The organism is Peptostreptococcus porci, assembly GCF_009695815.1.
GTDB classification, from domain to species: domain Bacteria; phylum Bacillota; class Clostridia; order Peptostreptococcales; family Peptostreptococcaceae; genus Peptostreptococcus; species Peptostreptococcus porci.
In genome coordinates, this window is the sequence record NZ_VUNE01000005.1 from 127,878 (window position 1) to 147,014 (window position 19,137).

Below are 19,137 nucleotides of genomic sequence, written 5' to 3' on the forward strand. Positions count from 1 at the left end.
TCACGTTTTGCAAATTATTTTTCTTTGATTAAACCAATTTTGTAGGCAGCCAGCAATTTTTTCAAATCTTCTACCTTTTCAGCTAATTGCTCACCATCATTGGTATCTTTTATCATTCTTCTCTCCAACTTGTGTTCAACTAATACGGATGATGATATGATATCTCTTTCATTTTCAACTGCATCTTCTTTTGATGTGAACGGCTCATGCGCTACTAATTGCAGGGTTCTAGAATTATATATCAATGTATAGCCAGCCATCCCAGTTTTACTCTGATATGCCCTAGAAAATCCACCATCGATAACAAATACCTTTCCATTTGCCTTTACAGGTTTTTCTCCTTTTTTGTATTTTACTGGCACGTGACCATTTATGATATGATCTTCATCAAAATCCATATCAAACTCATCAAATATTCTTTTCAAAACCTCCATATCTTCCCTCAAATTAAAATATGGATTCTTGTTTTCAATATGTGATTCCTTATCTTCGATGAAATATCTTTCAAATGTCGTCATATCGTCTTTACCAAATAATGAAGAGCATTTCCCGGTCCATAAATACCAGAATAAATCAACACCGTATTTTCTCTTCTCTACGTCATTTTCAAAGTATGCTTCTCTGACTAATGATTCCATTTTATCCAAAAGAGCCTTTCCTCTGTACATCACGCCCTTCAGCTTCATTCCCATAAAGCTACCGTCTTCGTTAAGAGGTACTCCACCATGAATCAAAAGATTTCCATTGTACTTCAAATAGATGCTTCCTTTTGAGAACATAAAATTTATATGCTTTTGAAGCTTTTCACTTCCTCTAAATGATTTTACAAGCTTTTCCATTATTTCAACTTCTTCACTTGTCAGCTCATACGGTTTTTCAGGATCGATTGTAGGAAAATTTGAATCCTTTAGCGTATATTGCTTCCCCTTAATCGTTATTAATCCTTTTTTATAATCTATTTTGTCCAACAATAGTCTGTGTTCCATTTCATATTCAGGATGGTTTGATATTATTTCTCCCTCTAGTTTAAATTGAATGATACTTATAGCCTTGTGCATTTTTGCTGTCAAAGGCATCTCATTAATATTAAACTCTTCACTGTCTATTTTTGGCATAAATTCTGTACAAGGATCATTTCCATATATTTTCATCGCAAAGGTTGCAAGTGGCAGAAGATTTATTCCATATACATCTTCTATGATATCAAGGTTTGCATATCTTGAAGAAATTCTTAATGCATTCGCAATACAAGTTTTTTCTCCAGCCGCTGCTCCCATCCATAATATATCGTGGTTTCCCCATTGGATATCCACACAATGATGATTCATCAGCCAATCTACAATTACGTCAGGTCTAGGACCTCTATCATATATATCACCGACGATATGCAATCTATCAACTACAAGTCTCTGAATTGCTGTAGATATAGAAACAATAAAATCTTCAGCCTGTCCAAGATTTATTATCGTTTCGACTAACGATATATAATACTCCTCCTTGTGCTCGCTTTTTCTATGCTCATGAAGTAATTCTTCAATAACATAGCTATAGTCTTCGGGAAGCAGCTTTCTAACCTTCGAGCGAGTATACTTACTAGAGCAATATTTACAAAGCTCAACCAGCCTATAAATACTAATTCTGTAATAATCCTCCATATTTTTCTCATTTTTTTTGACCAATTCCATCTTATCTTTTGGATAATATACCAAAGTCGCCAGTGCTTTTTTTTCCGAATCTCTCATAGTATTCGTAAATAACTCGTCTATTTTTCTTCTAATTACACCCGAGCCATTCTTTAGAACATGAACAAATGGCTCATACTCGCCATGTATGTCCGACAAAAAGTGTTCAGTACCTTTTGGCAAATTTAGAATTGACTCAAGATTTATTATTTCACTACTTGCTTTTGAGATAGTAGGATACTGATTTGCCAGTAGCTTTAAATATTTCAATTTTGAATTTAGTTCATCTAACGAATAATTATTGTTCATCTAATCCTCCGAAATTCCTTATCTCTTCCAATACATTTCCATTATAAAACTTTATTCCTTGATTGATTGCATTTTTGATCGCAACAGCATTGGAGCTACCATGGGCTTTAATTACCCCACCATCAACACCTAAGAACGGTGCTCCACCATATGATGAATAGTCTAATAGCTCCTTAAGTTTTTTCAATTCGCCCTTCATCAAAAGAGCTCCAATTTTTGATTTGGTTGATGCTGTCATCACTTCCTTTAGTTTCTTAAATAAAGACAGAACACTACCTTCCATCGTCTTCACTATTATATTACCAATAAACCCATCACATATTACAATATCGCAAACTCCATTAAGGATTTCTCTGGTTTCCATATTTCCGATAAAATTAATTCCATCCATTCCCTTTAATTCATCAAAAACCTCTTTTACCAGTGCGTTGCCCTTGCCATCTTCTGTACCTATGTTTCCAAGCGCAACTCTAGGATTATCGATTCCCAGTACTTTTTTTGCATAAATATCAGTCATTCTGGCAAAGTCTACTAAATTTTGCTTATTACAATCAACATTGGCACCGGTATCTGATATCAGCGTAAATCCGCCTTCCATTGTAGGCATACCTGCACATATACAGGGTCTACTTATTCCTTTTATACGCTTAATAATAAACACCCCTCCACTTAGTAGTGCACCAGTACTACCTGCTGAAATAACGACATCTGCCTTTTTATCCTTTACCATCTTTAATGCGACAACCATCGAGCTATCAGTTTTTCTTCTAATCGCTGTAACAGGCTTTTCTTCGTTTGTTATTACCTCTGTAGTATGCACGACTTCTATCTTGCTTTTGTCACAGTCATACTTATTCAACTCTTCTTTAATTATCTTTTCATCCCCAGTTATTATTATATCAACACCATATTCGTTAACTGCCATACAGGCACCTTCTACAACTGAGTATGGAGCATTATCTCCACCCATTCCATCTATAACAATTTTCATATTTGCCTCCAAAACATTTTCTATATCAATTATAACACAAAAAAATACATCAAATCAATTCAATTGAATCAACTCGATGTATTCGTTGTTGGAATAAATTCCATAAATATCATTTTTTTCTAAAATCTAATTAGTCAACAGCTATTACTTCTTTTCCGTTATAACTTCCACAAGTAGGACACACTCTGTGTGCTAACTTTGGTTCGTGACACTGTGGGCATTCAACGAAACCAGCTGGAACCATCTTTGAATTAGATGCTCTTCTCATATTCTTTTTAGATTTAGATGTTCTACGCTTTGGTACTGCCATGAAGACACCTCCTTACTCTATTTTAACAATTCTTTTAATTTAGCAAATCTAGGATCAATGTCATCTGTATCAACTGGAGCGTCGCACTTGCATTCCTCAAAATTCAAGTCGACTCCGCACCCTGAACATATACCTTGACAATCTTCGCTACACAAAATTCTCTGAGGCATATTAAAGCTCAATGTAGAATTGACAATCTTCATAAAATCTATTTCAGATCCATCAACCCTGAAAACATCGTAGTCTTCATAATCTCCCTCATCGTATTCTTCTCTCATTAAATAAGCATCAATATTATACTTTATCGGACAAGAAACATCTACCAAACATCTTGAACATGAACTCTCAACAGTTAAATCTACAGTAGATTTAACAAAATAGTTTCTGCCAGCTCGTGATATTCTTCCCGAAATATGTATAGGTGATATCAAATTATAATCTACTCCATAGTAATTCAAACTTGAGATATTCTCTTCCAGATCAAAGTCAATAAAGTCTTTTTCCTTATTAGAAAGAGCTTCAACTTTTAGTTTCATAATTCTTCACCTCTATAAACATTACTTATCTATTATAACTACTGTAAAATCATTTGTCAAGCATTTTTACTTTATAGCTAAAATTATTTATTACTCTTTTCCAATTTATATCCAAAATTAGCCAACATATTTCACTGCAATCACAAAAATTTATTTAGATAGTCTTACAGTATCTCTTGCTATCATTAATTCTTCGTTAGTAGGTATCAATAATACCTTAACCTTTGAATCGTCAGTAGAAATAACTCTTTCTTTTCCTCTAACGTTATTCTTTTCGGCATCAAGCTTGATTCCAAAGAAATCCATGTCTTTACAAATCATTTCTCTCATGCTTATTCCGTTTTCGCCTAGTCCCGCTGTAAATACTATAGCATCAACACCATTCATAGCTGCCACATATGAGCCTATGTATTTTTTTACTTTATGACAATACGCATCCAATGCCACCTGTGCCTTTTCATCACCATTATTCGCAGCATCTTCTATATCTCTGAAGTCAGAAGATATACCAGTCATTCCATAAACACCTGACTGCTTATTCATCAATTTATCTATTCCGTCAGCATCAAGACCTTCTTTTTTCATCACGAATGGTACTATGGCAGGATCTATGTCACCACATCTTGTTCCCATTATCAAGCCTTCAAGTGGAGTAAGCCCCATACTTGTATCAACAGATTTTCCACCATCTACAGCTGTTAGTGATGCTCCATTTCCAAGATGACAAGTAACTATCTTTAACTCTTCTACCGGTTTTCCTAACATTTCAGCAGCCTTTTGAGAAACATAAAGATGGCTTGTTCCATGGAATCCGTATCTTCTTACACCATATTTTGTATATAATTCGTGAGGCAATCCATATATAAACGCCTTCTTTGGCATAGATTGATGGAATGCTGTATCGAAAACACCTACCTGAGGAACATCAGGCAATATAGCCTTACAAGCCTCAACTCCCATCAAGTTAGCAGGATTGTGAAGAGGTGCTAATTCCACACATTCATTTATAGCTTCTATTACTTCATCAGTCAAAAGAGCTGAAGAAGCGAATTTTTCACCGCCGTGAACTATTCTATGACCAACTGCTTCAATTTCGCTCATTTCTTTAACTGCTCCAACTTCCGGATGAGCAACAGCCTCAAGAACATGTTTGATTGCATCCTTATGATCTTTCATTTCAACTTCAACAACATGTTTTCCATCCAAACCGTCTTTTTCATGTTTTAGTACAGAGCCATCAATTCCTATTCTCTCTACCAACCCTTTACATAATACTGATTCATTACTCATATCTATCAACTGATATTTAAGAGATGAACTACCGCAGTTTAATACCAAAACTTTCATTTAAACACTTACCTCCAATATAATAAAATAATCCATTTTTAATATATCACTTTTTTATCGAAATGTATATACTAAATTTTAACTTATTTGCCAATTACATCATAGAAATTAAAGTTGTAAAATCTATTTTTCCTTTTTTTAGTAGCCTTCTATTGTTTGAAAACGACTTCTGATAATAAATTTCTGAAGTCATTAAATCAAAATCTAATAGGAATCTATACATATCATTGTGCTTTGATTCATACCTTAGAGATTTTGCGATTTGAGTTACAACACTTATATCTGATTTTGATTTAATTCTTGATAAAATTTCAGTACCTCTTTTATTAAATCCCAACACTCTTACAAAAGGCAAGGAATTAATTTGCTTGCATATTTCTATATGCTTGTCTTCTATTCCCAAAAAAATATTGAATAAAGACCTTCTTATTCTGTTACGTGTAAAAATGGGAGAGCTTAAATTTTCAACTATTTCATCAAAATCAAGACAAGAAGAAACTTGCTTGTAAATTGAATTTTCCAATCCATTTCCCACATCAAAAAACCTTGAAAGACGCCCTTTATTTCTTATTATTTCTATGCATATATCAGAAAAAAAATCATCATCAAAAAGAAATTTTCTTCCATCATCCTGATAGCATCCAATTAAAGATTGAGATGATTTTGGCAAAAAATCCATAATTCCTAGAATATCGTTTTTCTTTATATTTTTCCTTATAAAGCTAGCAGAACAAAAATTTCCAAATGATTCTGTAGAATTATGTGAAGTACCATACCTCTTAATAGATACCGGTTCAATAGTAGAATTCAATCGTAGGAGTTCTTTTACATACTCAATCCCCAATATAGTGTTGGATTCTTTGAAAAATCCATCATCCAATTCACAACGATTTTTTCTTGATAAAATATTTCTGATAGCCTTTTCTCGTGCAACAGGAAAAGAGTCTCTATTCTTAATATTGCTTGAAATAAGAACATCTAACTCAGCTTGCTCTTTTATTATAATCTCTGCGACATTTTTTATCGATTTTAGATCTCCGTTTTCGGAGCCAAAGCACAATAAATCCACACACCCCAGCGAATTCAATAATGATACTCCACCTCTGGAAAATATTTCAGCCGTTTGGGTACAATAAAGTGATGGAATTTCAATCACAAGGTCGGCACCACTGGCTATTGCCATCTTAGCCCTAGTAAATTTGTCTACTATCGCAGGACCGCCCCTCTGAACAAAATTCCCACTCATTGCAACAACTGTATGTGAAACACCATAAAACTCTCTAAAGCATTCAATTTGATACATATGTCCATTGTGAAATGGATTATATTCTGCTATTATTCCACCAATTTTCATATCGAAACAACACCAGAATTATAATTGAGATTTGTTGCTTCTTACTTCATCCAACATTTCTGATAAAGTCGCTTCAACAATATTCAACTGATCTATTGAGTATAGCTTTGCACCCTCTCTCATGTCTCTCGCATATTCAGTGGCTTCCTTAACCAATCTATCAGCCTTTGCTCTTGCCTCTTTTATTATCTTGCTATCAGAAACCAGCTCTTCAGCTCTCAATGTAGCTTCCTTCATCATATTCTCAATTTCAGCCTCTACGTGCTTATTTTTTATTATGATTTCATCATTGCATTCTTTTATTTTTTGATCTCTTTCCTTTTTTGCTTCATCCAAAATAAAATTAGCATCATTTCTGGCAGATTCTATTATCACATTTTCCTCATTGATAATTTTTAGAGCTCTTTCCAGCTCATAAGGAAGTGCCTCTCTAAGCTCAGCAATCAAATCGATAAACTCGTCCTTGTCAATACCAACCTTTTTTGATAGTGGAAAGCCACTTGCTTCATCGAGAATTTCTTCCATCTCAGCCAATATTTCTATTACTTTAATATTATCGCTCATTTTTACCTCCGTAATTGTAAATATATTTGGTGTTGCTTTATTTTTTCTTTAATTTCAATTCATCCAATACACACTTTGGAACTAGATTTTCTATATCAGCATCAAAGCTCAATACTTCTTTTATCAATGATGAACTAATATATGAATATTTTGTACTTGTTGGCAAAATAATAGTTTCAATTTCATTCGCCAACTCCTTGTTCATATGTGCCATCTGAAGCTCATATTCAACATCAGCAGTTGATCTTATCCCCCTAACTAGCACTGATACATCATTTTTCTTACAATAATCTACCAACAGACCTTCAAAAGAAATAACCTCTATTTTTTCAATATGTTCGGTAGACTTCTTTATCAATTCTATTCTCTCTGATATGGTAAACATGGTTTTCTTATTGGGATTTATTAAAATTCCTATTATGAGCTTGTCAAATAACTTTGAAGCTCTTTCAATAATATCAATATGACCATTTGTTATAGGGTCAAAACTTCCGGCAAAAATTGCTTTAACAGGCTTACTCATTCTTTTCCTCCATTTTTAATACAGTCAACATTACCATCCCATACTTTTTCTCTTTATATTTAGAAAGACAATCTAAGTCAGCCAGTTCGATTTCCGAATCGTGTTCAACTACAATTATTCCATCATTATCCAGAAGCTCAAATTCGATGATAGCTCTTAAAACATCATCAAACAGTCCTTTGTAATAAGGCGGATCCACAAAAATCACGTCAAATTTTTTTTTAAGAAGATGCATTTTTTTTAAAGCGGCTCTGTAGTCGTCTTTAATCACTACACTTTTATCTTCAAGTTTTGATTTTTTTATATTGTCAGACGTTATTTTTATACTATCCTTGCTTTTATCACAGAAATAGACCATTTTTGCGCCTCTCGACAAACATTCAATCCCGAGTGCACCACTACCTGAAAAAAGATCCAATGCCTCACAATCATAAATATATTCAGAAATCATGTTAAACATAGACTCTTTAACTCTATCAGTAGTAGGCCTTATTTCATTGTTATTCGGGGCAATTAATTTTAACCCTCTCGCACTTCCAGATATAACTCTCATAAAAGTCCTCCATGCATAAGATAAGACACAATGACCATTATGGTCAGTATGTTATCTATATTCTAACACATTATGCTGATTTTAACTAGTTTCTAAAGCAATATAATCGATAAAAATTTATTATTTGTAAACACATGTGTTACACTAAAGTAATATAGTTAATAACAATTAAATCGACATATTATAGCCTATGTCTCTAAACATGTACTCAACTTTATCTTTTACCCCCCTATTTTTCTCTTCAGAAAGCGAGGGATCATTTGCATACGTTAATCTAGCCTCCTTTTGAGCTATCTTTAGCATTTTTGAATGCTTGAGTAAATTGGCAACCATCAGCTCCGGAAGCCCATGCTGTCTTGTTCCAAAAAAATCTCCAGGACCTCTTATAGATAGATCTTTTTCTGCCAAGACAAAACCGTCATTTGAAGATTCCATGGTTTTCATCCTCTCCAAAGCAACTTCGTTATTCGAATCGTAAATAAGCACACAAAATGATTGTTCTTTTCCTCTTCCAACTCTACCTCTCAACTGATGTAGCTGTGCCAAGCCGAATCGCTCTGCGTTTTCTATTATCATAACTGTGGCATTTGGAACATTTACACCAACCTCGATAACAGTAGTTGAAACAAGGATATCTATATCCCCTCTTTTAAAGGCTTCCATTATGTCATCTTTTTCTGAGTTTTTCATCTTTCCATGCAAAATCCCAACCTTCAAATCAGGAAAATATCTATGGCTAAGTTCCTCATATACCTCTGTAGCAGAACTGACATCCAATACCTCACTTTCATCAACAAGTGGACAAACCACGTATACTTGATGCCCCTTTTCGATTTCTTTTCTAATATTATTTTTATATAACTTACCTCTCGCATTCTTTTTAATCGCCAAGGTTTCAATTGGCTTTCTTCCGGGTGGCAATTCGTCGATTACCGAAATATCGAGATCTCCATACAAAATCAAAGCGAGAGTTCTTGGAATTGGCGTTGCAGTCATAACCAAAACATCTGGATTTTCTGCTTTTGATGATAGCTTTCCTCTCTGCCTTACACCAAATCTATGTTGTTCGTCCGTAATAACCAACCCTAGATGATTAAACTTAACCTTGTCCTCTATAAGTGAATGAGTACCGATCAATATATCAATATCTCCATTTTCCAGAGATTCAAGAATTCTCATATTATTTTTCTTTGTTGTTGAGCTTGTTAGAAGCTCTATCTTAACATCACTTCCAGCAAAAAACTCAGAGAAGGATTCAAAATGCTGTTTTGCCAATATTTCTGTTGGAGCCATATACGCACCTTGATATCCATTGAATACACAATTAGCGAGTGATAGCTGTGCCACAACGGTTTTACCGCTACCGACATCCCCTTGTACCAGCCTATTCATAACTCTATTTGAATTCATATCTCCTAGTATTTCATCAAGTGCTTTTTTCTGTGATCTAGTCAATGAAAATGGCAGCTCTCTAATTATTTTGTCAATCTTTCCCGAAATATTAAAGTTTATTCCCGATTTTATCTCATTTCCTCCCTTTATGGAAAATAGACCCAACTGTAAAAAGTACAGTTCCTCAAATATAAGTCTATACATCGCAATCTGAACACTTTGCTTATCGGTTGGAAAGTGCATGCTCTTTATTGCAAAATTTATATCACATAATCTATGTTTATCTACTAGCTCCATAGGTAGATATTCTTTTATTTTCACCTCAGAAGTGTCAAATATATTTCTAACTACTCCCATTACATCTTTGTTGGTGACGCCATTAGAAAGCTTATACACCGGTATTATCGCTCCTACATTTTTTATCAGTCGCTCATATTCTATTTCACAATTATGCATTTCCAATCTTCCATACTCTGTTTTTTTTACTGTCCCAAAAGATCTGATTGCATCATTTACTCTATATGTGTTTTTTAAATATGATTTATTAAAGAAAATCAATGAAATTGTTCCTGTTTCATCTTCAACTGTAATCTCCGTAATATCAAGCCTATTGATTCTCTTGTTAGAAATTTTCTTTATCCTACCTTTAATAGTCACCTTTTCGCCATCAGTAATAGCCATAATTTGTTTTTCAATACTTCTATCTTCAAATTGTCTTGGAAAATAATATAAAGCATCTCTGATAGTAAAAATTCCCAGCCTAGACATCTTGTCAGCCTTTTTCGGTCCAACTCCTTTAATATACTGAATTTCTTTGTCCAAAATACTATACATAACTTTCTTACCTTTCATAAAAAGAGGAAGACCATCACAATCTTCCCCTAAATAAACTAATAAAATGATAATTCTATTTTTGTGACCTATAATATCTATTCCACAGAAATTAAATAGTAATATAGTGGTTGACCACCATAATATAGCTCGACATCTACATCCTCATACTCTTCTTGAATTGTTTCAGCCAATAGCCTTGCATCGTCCTCTTCAACATCCTCACCATAATACAGAGTTATGATATCTGAGTCCTCATCTGCCATATTTCTCACGACTTCCTTTGTCACTTCGGCAATATCTTTACCTGATGAAATCAGACTTTTTCCAGTTATTCCTATAACATCACCCTCATTGACCTCTATACCATCCATGATGGTATCTCTAACTGCAAAGGTGATTTCACCCGACTTGATATTACTCAAAACTTCATCAAAGTTTTCCATATTGGAATCTGCATCTGAATCAGGATCAAATGATACAAGACATCCAATACCCTGAGGAATATTTTTCGTAGGAACGACATATATGTTTTTTTCCGATATTTCTTTTGCCTGGTTTGCAGCCATAATTACGTTTCCATTATTTGGCAAGATAAAAATATTGTCCGCATTAACCATATTTATTGCATTAATAAAGTCTTCAGTAGATGGATTCATAGTTTGTCCACCTTCTATGACAATGTCCACGCCAAACTCTTCAAAAATTCCTGCAAGACCCTTGCCCATTGTTGTTGTAATAAATCCAAAAGGCTTGCTTTCTTCATTCACTATAACTTTATCCTGACTTGCAAGCTTTGAATTACTTTCCTGATCGTCATCTGGAATTATCAAGTTTTCATGTTGGTATCTCATGTTTTCTATCTTGATAGTCAGCAATTGACCAAACTTCAATGCCTCCTGTAATACATTTCCTGGCTCATTAGAGTGTACATGTACCTTTATTACGCCATCGTATCCAACGACAACAAGGCTATCTCCGTATTTCAACATGATATCTCTTATTTTTTCTGGGTCGGCATTTTCTGATTCCAATATAAATTCTGTACAATACCCAAATTTAATATCCAATTCACCTTGAGTTTCTACATAATCATTGGCAATACTCTGAACAGAATCGATTTTGTCCGATTCCTGAAGGTCTACTATCTTTCCCTTTAATGCTGAAAGCATACCCTCGTACAGGCAAACCAGACCCTTTCCTCCTGAATCGACAACACCAGCATCCTTCAAGTTTTTAAGTAATTCAGGCGTTTTTTCAAGAGATTTGTTTGCTTCAATCAAAACTTTTTCGAAAAATTCAATAAAGCTTTTGTTCTTTTTTACATTTTTGACGGCAAATTCTCCTGATTCTCTAACAACAGTCAATATTGTACCCTCAATAGGCTTAATCACCGCCTTGTACGCCGTATCAGAACCTGATTTTAACGCTTTTGCGAATTCATCTATACCAAGTTCATTTTTCCCCTCAACTGACTTTGAAATACCTCTAATGATCTGAGAAAGAATAACCCCAGAATTACCTCTAGCTCCCATCAAAGATCCTTTAGAAAGAGCCTTGCCTATTTCTGACAAGTTATCACTCTCTACCTTATTTAGTTCCTTAATAGCAGCGGCTATAGTTAGAGACATATTTGTACCAGTATCACCATCTGGAACTGGAAATACATTCAATTTATCGATTAATTCCTTATTGTTCTGCAGATTATTTGCACCAGAAATAAACATATCTCTAAATAATTTGCCATTTATTTTTTCTATCATTTAATTTTCCTCCCGATTACTTTACCCTGATGCCTTGAACGCTGACAGTTATTTGGTTTATTTTGATACCAGAGTATGTTTCAACAGTATACTTTATTCTTTCTATAATATTATTAGCAACTGTTGTGATGTTTGTTCCATACTGTAAAATTACAAAAATTTCAATATCTATCAAATCTTCGCTTAATTCAATGATATTAACACCTTTAGTCGCATTTTCTCCCTTTAATAACTCAACTATGCCTTTTGACTTTGATGAAAAACCAACTAATCCATAGCTTTCCATCGCAGCTTGATAAGTAAGTTGAGCTAGAACGTGCTTATTTATTTCTATTTTTCCTAATTTATTAACCAAAACTGAACCCATATTCTACCTCCAATATATTATAAATATAGATTAACATGCACTGCTTGCATTACACTTATCTAAAAATTTTCCATGTAAATTATTACACATAATAGTATACCTTATATTATACAAAAAAAAACACTTAATTGCAATTAATTGCTTTTTTTTGCTTGATTTTTTCTTACTACTGTGATATCATTAAATATGTTTTTAGGCTTAATATTTTATTATTAAGGAGGTGGCATGATGTCAAGAGTATGTAGCGTGTGCGGAAAAGGTAAAGTATCTGGAAATCAGGTATCTCACTCAAACAAACATAACAAGAGAACTTGGTCAGCAAACTTGAAAAACGTTAGAGTTGTAGAAAATGGAACTCCAAAGAGAGTTTCAGTTTGTACTAGATGCTTACGTTCTGGTAAAGTTGAAAGAGCATAAATAGAGATACATTATGATATATATCCTATAGCAAGATAAAAGGACTGTGAAACAGTCCTTTTTTATTATCTTTTTTATTTTTATTATCTTTTTTATTTTACTATTTCCCTATTTTTGTAGAAAATAATCTCTGATTTAAATAGATCTCCGTCGAGATGTATATTCAATTCTCCACCCTGTATCTCAACGTACCCTTTTGCAATGGACAATCCTAAACCAGAGCCCTCAGTATTTCTTGATTTATCACCACGTCTAAACCTTTCGAGAATATCCTGTGCATCATAGTCTATTTCAGTTTCAGAAATATTTCTAAAGGTTATAACTACACGTTCGTCTTCATTTTTGATGTCCACATATGCCCTTGAATCTTTTGCCGAGTATTTTGCAATATTCACAAGAAGATTTTCAAATGTTCTATATGTTTTTTCACCATCAAGCTTTAAAATTATCTTTTCTTCAGGGAACGTAGTCTTCAAGGTTATTCCTCTAATCGAAAATCTATCACTAACTTCAAAAATACTCTGTTTCATCAGGTTTACTACTTCGACTTCATCTATGTTTACTTTCAAATTACCAGACTGTGCCTTTGTAATCTCAAACATATCGTCTATGAGTATTTTTAATCTTTCAGATTTTCTACTGATTGTATCGATATATTTTTTTGCGTCATCTGATGTTTCCGTATTTTTCAAAAGCTCAATATATGTAATTATAGAAGTTAAAGGTGTCTTTAAATCATGTGAAACATTTGAAATCAAATCACTTTTCATCTTTTGACTCTTCACTTCTTCCTCAATTGATTTTTTATATGCTTGCTGAATACTAAATAGCTGCCTCTGGATTTCCTCGTAAATCCCCACATCGACCTTCATAATATCCTGATCAAGATTTCCACTAGCGATATCCTTTGTCAGTCCCAAAAGCCCTTCGTAGTCGTCCTTACCATTGTCGATTTCTTTTTTTACAATTTTCGTAAAAATCAGGAATACCAGAATATATACTAGCATCAATACGAACCATAATAACGTATATGTAACATCAACCCAAGGTAGTATTACTGTACCAAAGAATACCAGAATAAAACCAATAATAAATAGTCTATTGTACCTCAACGACAAGTCAACGCTGATAAATCTGTAAAAGATTGAAGAAACACCTCTTACAATCGCCCTTGAAACACAGAGAATAAGGCTTCTCTTTTTTAAATAGCCAGTTATTCCATTTTTTATTACCATCTTTATCAAGCAAGCAATCAAGTAAATAGAAAAGAATGATAGCATCCAATATGCAATATTTATTATATTTACCAGCTGCTTCGCTACAACAAGTGGAATATCATTTGCCAGCAAGGATTTAAGCACATTTCCTGTTATTGTCTCTCTTACCATCATTATAGCAACGTCATTACTAAGCAATGACGAATGAAGATAATACAGTGCTATTACGAATACTTCCAAAGGTAATTTCTTTAATTTTTCCAATCCCATGAATAATTTCAACGTTCTAATAGGTATTAATAGCGTTATTACAACGATAATTGCCAGTATACTTCGTCCCAAAATCTCTATGCTTCTATAAGAGTTTCGCTCTTTTCTATGAACATACTCACTTACTGTATCATGACTAGAATAAAAGTTTGTATTTACACTATTTGGAACCGCATAAACATACCTCATATTTTTAATTGGCTCAACTCTGTAGTTTGAAAAAGAAAAATCAGTTACATCTGATATAGTATACACCTCGTTTAGGTTTTTATTCGCATCTAGCTCCAAAAGATAGTTATCAAAAACCTCTTTTTGCAATCCATGGCTATAGGAAATATCATATTTACCATTCTGGTCGAAATCTATAACAATATAGGTCATAAATTTCCTTCTTATTTTTTTCTGAAGATTGATATAATCCTTGTAGGCTTCAGAATTTTTATCTATCTTTGCGACATCGTTATTCACTTTTTCAAGCTCTCTCTGGTAGTTGTCAAAAGCTTTCATATCATCCTTAAACAAATAGTTAGTATACTCGAAACCTGTCTTTTTATTTATGGCGAAATATTTCAGCTTTCCTTCCGAATTATTAATAAACCCTCCTAGCTCCTTGAAGGATTCGTCAAAATTATATTTGATATCATCAGAATCTAGCTCACTTGAATAATAATCCATATCCAAATTATTGATCATGCTCTGTATGGTTTCCTTCGTTAAAAACAGATCCACAGGCCTTATCAACTGATTTTTTTCTTGCTGATAAATCTTATAGTAAAGATAATAGTCCGTATAAAACAAATCAGAGGCAAACTGCCTGCTTTGAAATGGATTTTGCTTGTTTTCCTGAACTCGTAACTCCACAGAGTGGTATCTATATATCATAATCAAGGAAAGGACAAAAGAAATCAATAAAACTAATGAAGTATATAGTCTTTTCTTTTTACCAAGATCATATCTTGTCAATTTTATATCCAACACCCCACACCACCTTTAAATATTTGGGATTTTTTGAATCGATTTCGATCTTTTCTCGTATGTTTCTGATATGAACCATCACCGTTTCAGTGTTCACAGCATTCTCATTCCATACATTTTCATATATTTCCTCTGAAGAAAACACTCTTCCAGGATTTTTCATCAGAAGATTTAATATCTTAAACTCTATTGGAGTTACCTTTACTTGGCAGCCATCTACACATACCACCTTGGTTTTTTCATTTAATTCAAGTCCACCGATAACGTAAAATCCCTCATCCTCATTCGATTCGTTATCGTTTCCTATGTTCATATATTTTGTATATCTTCTGATCTGAGAATTTACTCTGGCAAGTAATTCAAGTGGTTTAAACGGCTTATTGACATAGTCATCTGCACCAATGTTTAAGCCCAAAATCTTGTCGGAGTCTTCAGATTTTGCAGAAAGAATTATTATTGGAAAATTATGCTTCTGTCTTAGTCTAATTATCATTGTTTCGCCATCCATTTCAGGCATCATCAAGTCGATAATCGCTAGGTGTATCGTTTCCTTATCTATGACATCTAATCCTTCCAATCCATTTGACGCTTTAAAAACACGATATCCTTGATTTGTTAAGTAAATTTCAATCGCATCGGCGATTTCGCTCTCGTCCTCAACGACTAGTATATTGTATTTTTCCATGTTTACCCCCCTTATTTATCAAATTTATTTTTTATTACAACTAAGCATCCATCTCTAACATCAATATAACAAAGAGTGTCGGTCATTACATTTGAAATACCTCTTGGAACTGAATAACTCATATCAAACTCCTCGAGAGTATATTCCAGATTTCTTAAGGTAACACCGTTTGCATCACCCTTTAGTGGAAGAATCGAAATTATATCTCCAACGCAACCCTCAATAACTAATTCGTCATTTTCTACAATATAAATTTCATTTTTTTTCGATACAATTCTACCAAACACTTCCTTTTTCATTATATAATGCAAAAGAAAAACATTTGCTAGCTCATGATCAATTCTTCCACCCAAAGCTCCAAGTATATCCACACAAACACAGCCATCCTCTATCGCCTTTATAACAGCCAGCTCTGTGTCAGTCTCGTTTTTTTTAGATGGATATTTTAATACTTCCACACCTTTTTCATTGTAATATTCATAAACAAAATCATCAATCGAGTCCAAATCTCCAACTATATAATCTGGCACAACACCTATTTTGTATAGGTGATTTGCACCTCCATCTACGGCTATTATTTTGCCATATTCCTGCGACTCAATAAATTCTTTCATTTCTTCATAATCGCCTATTTCTCCATTCAAAACAACACAAGCTGTTTTTGAATTTATCAAACATCCGTACACTACAACGCCTACTTTCCTTTTACAGCATTTCTCAGATTCATCACAGCCAAGTCGATATCTTCATTATTGAATATCGCCGATCCAGCAACTAAAACATCTGCTCCAGCATCCACCAAGGATTTAATGTTTTGAGAATTGACGCCTCCATCAACCTCTATCTCAATATCTAATCCACGCTCGTCAATCATCTTTCTTAACGTTTTCACCTTTTCCAAAACCTCTGGAATGAATTTTTGTCCACCAAATCCAGGATTTACCGACATTAAAAGCACCATATCTACATCTGGTAAAATATGCTTTATCGTTTCCACAGGTGTGGCTGGATTTAAAACCACTCCAGCTTTCACATTATACGATTTAATATTTTGAATCGTTCTGTGAAGATGAGTACAGGCTTCTTGATGTACAGTGATTATATCGCAACCAGCATCAACTAGATCAGGTATAAACTTGTCTGGATCAGTTATCATCAAATGTGCATCAAAAACCATTTTAATATCTTTTCTCAAGCTCTTTATTATAGGTGCCCCAAAAGTAATATTAGGTACAAAATGTCCGTCCATTACATCTAGATGTAAATATTCACATCCAGCATTTTCAACTTTCTTACAACTGTTTAGCAAATTTGCAAAATCTGCTGATAAAACCGATGGTGCTAATTTCATTTTTACCTCCCATTATCTTTCCTATTTTTTGATTTTACATAAATTCCGTCTTTTTCTCTGTTTTTCCTTCCAAAAGAATTGTATGATTTTATTTCCTCTAAAATCTGAAGATAGCTTTCGTATCTTCTTTTGGAGATTTCGCCATTTTCAACTGCTTCTTTAACAACGCAATCAGGTTCATTCTTATGAATACATTTATTGCCGAATCTACACTCGCCCAAGCCAGAAAACTCAATAAAGTAATGTTTTAACTCATCTTCATCTACATCATTAATTTCAAATGAACTGAATCCAGGAGTGTCGGCAAAAATAGTATCCTCATCAATCTTAAAAAGCTGTGCATGCCTGGTTGTATGCTTTCCTCTTCCCAGCTTATGAGATATTTCAGAAGTTTCCAAGTTCAATGCTGGAACAATACTATTGATAATGCTAGATTTTCCAACTCCCGATTGACCAGCAAAAACGGACGTGCATCCCTTCATTTCCTGTTTAACTTTATCCATATTTTGTCCAGTAACTATGCTTACTGGTATGACTTTATATCCTACTTTTGAATATTCATCAACTATACTCTTTGTTTTTTCTAGATTTTCATCTAAATCCACTTTTGAAAGTAGAATAACTATATCCAACCCCATTTTTTCAGAAAATACAATAAATCTATCCAACAATGATAGATTCGGGTTAGGCTCTTTAATAGCAAATGTTATAAATACCTTATCTATATTTGCTACTGAAGGTCTAACCAATTCTGTCTTTCTAAGCATTACCTCTTCTATTATACCACAATTTGAATCAGTTGTTGAAATAATAACATTATCTCCTATAATAGGAGTAACATTTTTCTTTCTCAATATTCCTCTCGCTTTACACTCTATTATACCACTATCACATTCAACATAGAAAAAACCACTTATGGCTTTAATTATTTTTCCTTTTATCATATATTCTCCTAAATCACGAAACCACCATTCACACCGAAAACCTGCCCTGTAATAAAGTCAGCTCCTCCCGACAATAAAAATGACACAAGTGATGCTATGTCTTCAGGTTTGCCCAGTCTCATCAAAGGTGTTTCGTCCTTCAAATTTTTCAAATCTTCGTTTGAATATCCAGACATCATATCTGTCATTATCACTCCTGGTGCGATGGCATTTACATTTATGCCCGATGGACCAACCTCCTTTGCCAGAGCTCGTGTAAGTCCAATTATACCAGCTTTTGATGCAGAATAAACTGTTTCATATGAGCCGCCTGTCACACCCCACATTGATGTGATATTGATGATACTACCAGAATGATTTGAAATCATAGTCTTTAGCGCTTCCTTGCTACATAGAAAAACCGATTTTAAATTGACATCAATAACGTTGTCCCACTCATCTTCACTAATATCTGTCAAAAGCCCTTCGCAGCTTATTCCAGCGTTGTTTATCAAACAGTCCACCGTTCCGAATGTTTTGAGACAATAGTCAAACATTTTTTTTACATCAGATGAATTAGATACATCAGCACAGAATACATCCACATTATATCCCTTGATATTCAAGCTTTGCATAAGTTCAACAGCTCTTTCCTTAGACTTGTTGTAATTTATCAATACTCTGTAGCCATTTGATGCCAACTCAATAGATATAGCCTCGCCAATGCCTCTTGCTCCACCTGTCACAATAACAACTTTACTCATTATTTTCCCTTTT

General features: G+C 33.8%; 19 protein-coding genes. 1 reads left to right on the plus strand and 18 read right to left on the minus strand.

The window, feature by feature from the left end; all coding sequences use genetic code 11:
- Positions 1-14: 14 nt before the first annotated feature.
- From FYJ71_RS09290 to FYJ71_RS09345, 12 genes are all read right to left on the minus strand, one after another.
- On the minus strand, positions 15-1,991 hold the full coding sequence (locus FYJ71_RS09290; protein WP_154538593.1) for a fructose-1,6-bisphosphatase: 1,977 nt from the start codon (positions 1,989-1,991) through the stop codon (positions 15-17).
- Positions 1,981-2,982, minus strand: a complete 1,002-nt coding sequence (gene plsX, locus FYJ71_RS09295) for a phosphate acyltransferase PlsX (RefSeq protein WP_154538594.1) — start codon at positions 2,980-2,982, stop codon at positions 1,981-1,983. Before plsX ends, FYJ71_RS09290 begins: the two co-directional genes overlap by 11 nt.
- Positions 2,983-3,112: 130 nt before the next feature.
- Complete coding sequence (gene rpmF / locus FYJ71_RS09300; RefSeq protein ID WP_091993663.1) at positions 3,113-3,292, minus strand: 50S ribosomal protein L32; 180 nt, start codon at positions 3,290-3,292, stop codon at positions 3,113-3,115.
- A 17-nt stretch (positions 3,293-3,309) separates the two neighbouring features.
- Positions 3,310-3,828: a YceD family protein gene (locus FYJ71_RS09305; protein WP_154538595.1), complete on the minus strand. Its 519-nt coding sequence runs from the start codon at positions 3,826-3,828 to the stop codon at positions 3,310-3,312.
- 150 nt (positions 3,829-3,978) lie between these two features.
- Complete coding sequence (locus FYJ71_RS09310; RefSeq protein ID WP_154538596.1) at positions 3,979-5,175, minus strand: acetate/propionate family kinase; 1,197 nt, start codon at positions 5,173-5,175, stop codon at positions 3,979-3,981.
- A gap of 94 nt (positions 5,176-5,269) precedes the next feature.
- Positions 5,270-6,529, minus strand: coding sequence for a tRNA(Met) cytidine acetate ligase (locus tag FYJ71_RS09315; protein WP_154538597.1), 1,260 nt, complete (start codon positions 6,527-6,529; stop codon positions 5,270-5,272).
- An 18-nt stretch (positions 6,530-6,547) separates the two neighbouring features.
- A complete protein-coding gene (locus FYJ71_RS09320) occupies positions 6,548-7,093 on the minus strand; it encodes a permease (RefSeq protein WP_154538598.1) in 546 nt (181 codons plus the stop codon).
- 37 nt (positions 7,094-7,130) lie between these two features.
- Entirely contained in the window at positions 7,131-7,616 is a 486-nt protein-coding gene (gene coaD, locus FYJ71_RS09325) for a pantetheine-phosphate adenylyltransferase (protein ID WP_154538599.1), read from the minus strand.
- Positions 7,609-8,169, minus strand: a complete 561-nt coding sequence (rsmD, locus tag FYJ71_RS09330; protein ID WP_154538600.1) for a 16S rRNA (guanine(966)-N(2))-methyltransferase RsmD — start codon at positions 8,167-8,169, stop codon at positions 7,609-7,611. The genes coaD and rsmD overlap by 8 nt, the downstream gene beginning before the upstream one ends.
- Positions 8,170-8,337: 168 nt before the next feature.
- A complete protein-coding gene (gene recG / locus FYJ71_RS09335) occupies positions 8,338-10,395 on the minus strand; it encodes an ATP-dependent DNA helicase RecG (RefSeq protein WP_154538683.1) in 2,058 nt (685 codons plus the stop codon).
- 95 nt (positions 10,396-10,490) lie between these two features.
- Complete coding sequence (locus FYJ71_RS09340; RefSeq protein WP_154538601.1) at positions 10,491-12,155, minus strand: DAK2 domain-containing protein; 1,665 nt, start codon at positions 12,153-12,155, stop codon at positions 10,491-10,493.
- A 16-nt stretch (positions 12,156-12,171) separates the two neighbouring features.
- A complete protein-coding gene (locus tag FYJ71_RS09345; protein ID WP_154538602.1) occupies positions 12,172-12,522 on the minus strand; it encodes an Asp23/Gls24 family envelope stress response protein in 351 nt (116 codons plus the stop codon).
- 228 nt (positions 12,523-12,750) lie between these two features.
- On the opposite strand from FYJ71_RS09345, the gene rpmB reads away from it, so the two are divergent.
- Positions 12,751-12,939 carry a 50S ribosomal protein L28 gene (gene rpmB, locus FYJ71_RS09350; protein WP_154538603.1) on the plus strand — a complete coding sequence of 63 codons (189 nt, stop codon included), beginning with the start codon at positions 12,751-12,753 and terminating at the stop codon, positions 12,937-12,939.
- 92 nt (positions 12,940-13,031) lie between these two features.
- Here rpmB and FYJ71_RS09355 read toward each other — a convergent pair whose 3' ends face one another.
- From FYJ71_RS09355 to ymfI, 6 genes are read right to left on the minus strand one after another with little or no spacing between them, the layout of a single operon-like run.
- On the minus strand, positions 13,032-15,404 hold the full coding sequence (locus tag FYJ71_RS09355; protein ID WP_154538604.1) for a sensor histidine kinase: 2,373 nt from the start codon (positions 15,402-15,404) through the stop codon (positions 13,032-13,034).
- Complete coding sequence (locus FYJ71_RS09360; RefSeq protein WP_154538605.1) at positions 15,376-16,086, minus strand: response regulator transcription factor; 711 nt, start codon at positions 16,084-16,086, stop codon at positions 15,376-15,378. Before FYJ71_RS09360 ends, FYJ71_RS09355 begins: the two co-directional genes overlap by 29 nt.
- Positions 16,087-16,097: 11 nt before the next feature.
- Positions 16,098-16,760, minus strand: coding sequence for a thiamine diphosphokinase (locus FYJ71_RS09365; protein ID WP_154538606.1), 663 nt, complete (start codon positions 16,758-16,760; stop codon positions 16,098-16,100).
- 20 nt (positions 16,761-16,780) lie between these two features.
- Complete coding sequence (gene rpe, locus FYJ71_RS09370) at positions 16,781-17,437, minus strand: ribulose-phosphate 3-epimerase (protein WP_154538607.1); 657 nt, start codon at positions 17,435-17,437, stop codon at positions 16,781-16,783.
- A 2-nt stretch (positions 17,438-17,439) separates the two neighbouring features.
- On the minus strand, positions 17,440-18,381 hold the full coding sequence (gene rsgA, locus FYJ71_RS09375; protein ID WP_154538608.1) for a ribosome small subunit-dependent GTPase A: 942 nt from the start codon (positions 18,379-18,381) through the stop codon (positions 17,440-17,442).
- A gap of 8 nt (positions 18,382-18,389) precedes the next feature.
- Positions 18,390-19,124 (minus strand): elongation factor P 5-aminopentanone reductase, encoded by a 735-nt coding sequence (gene ymfI / locus FYJ71_RS09380; RefSeq protein ID WP_154538609.1) that lies wholly within the window; start codon positions 19,122-19,124, stop codon positions 18,390-18,392.
- Positions 19,125-19,137: the final 13 nt, after the last annotated feature.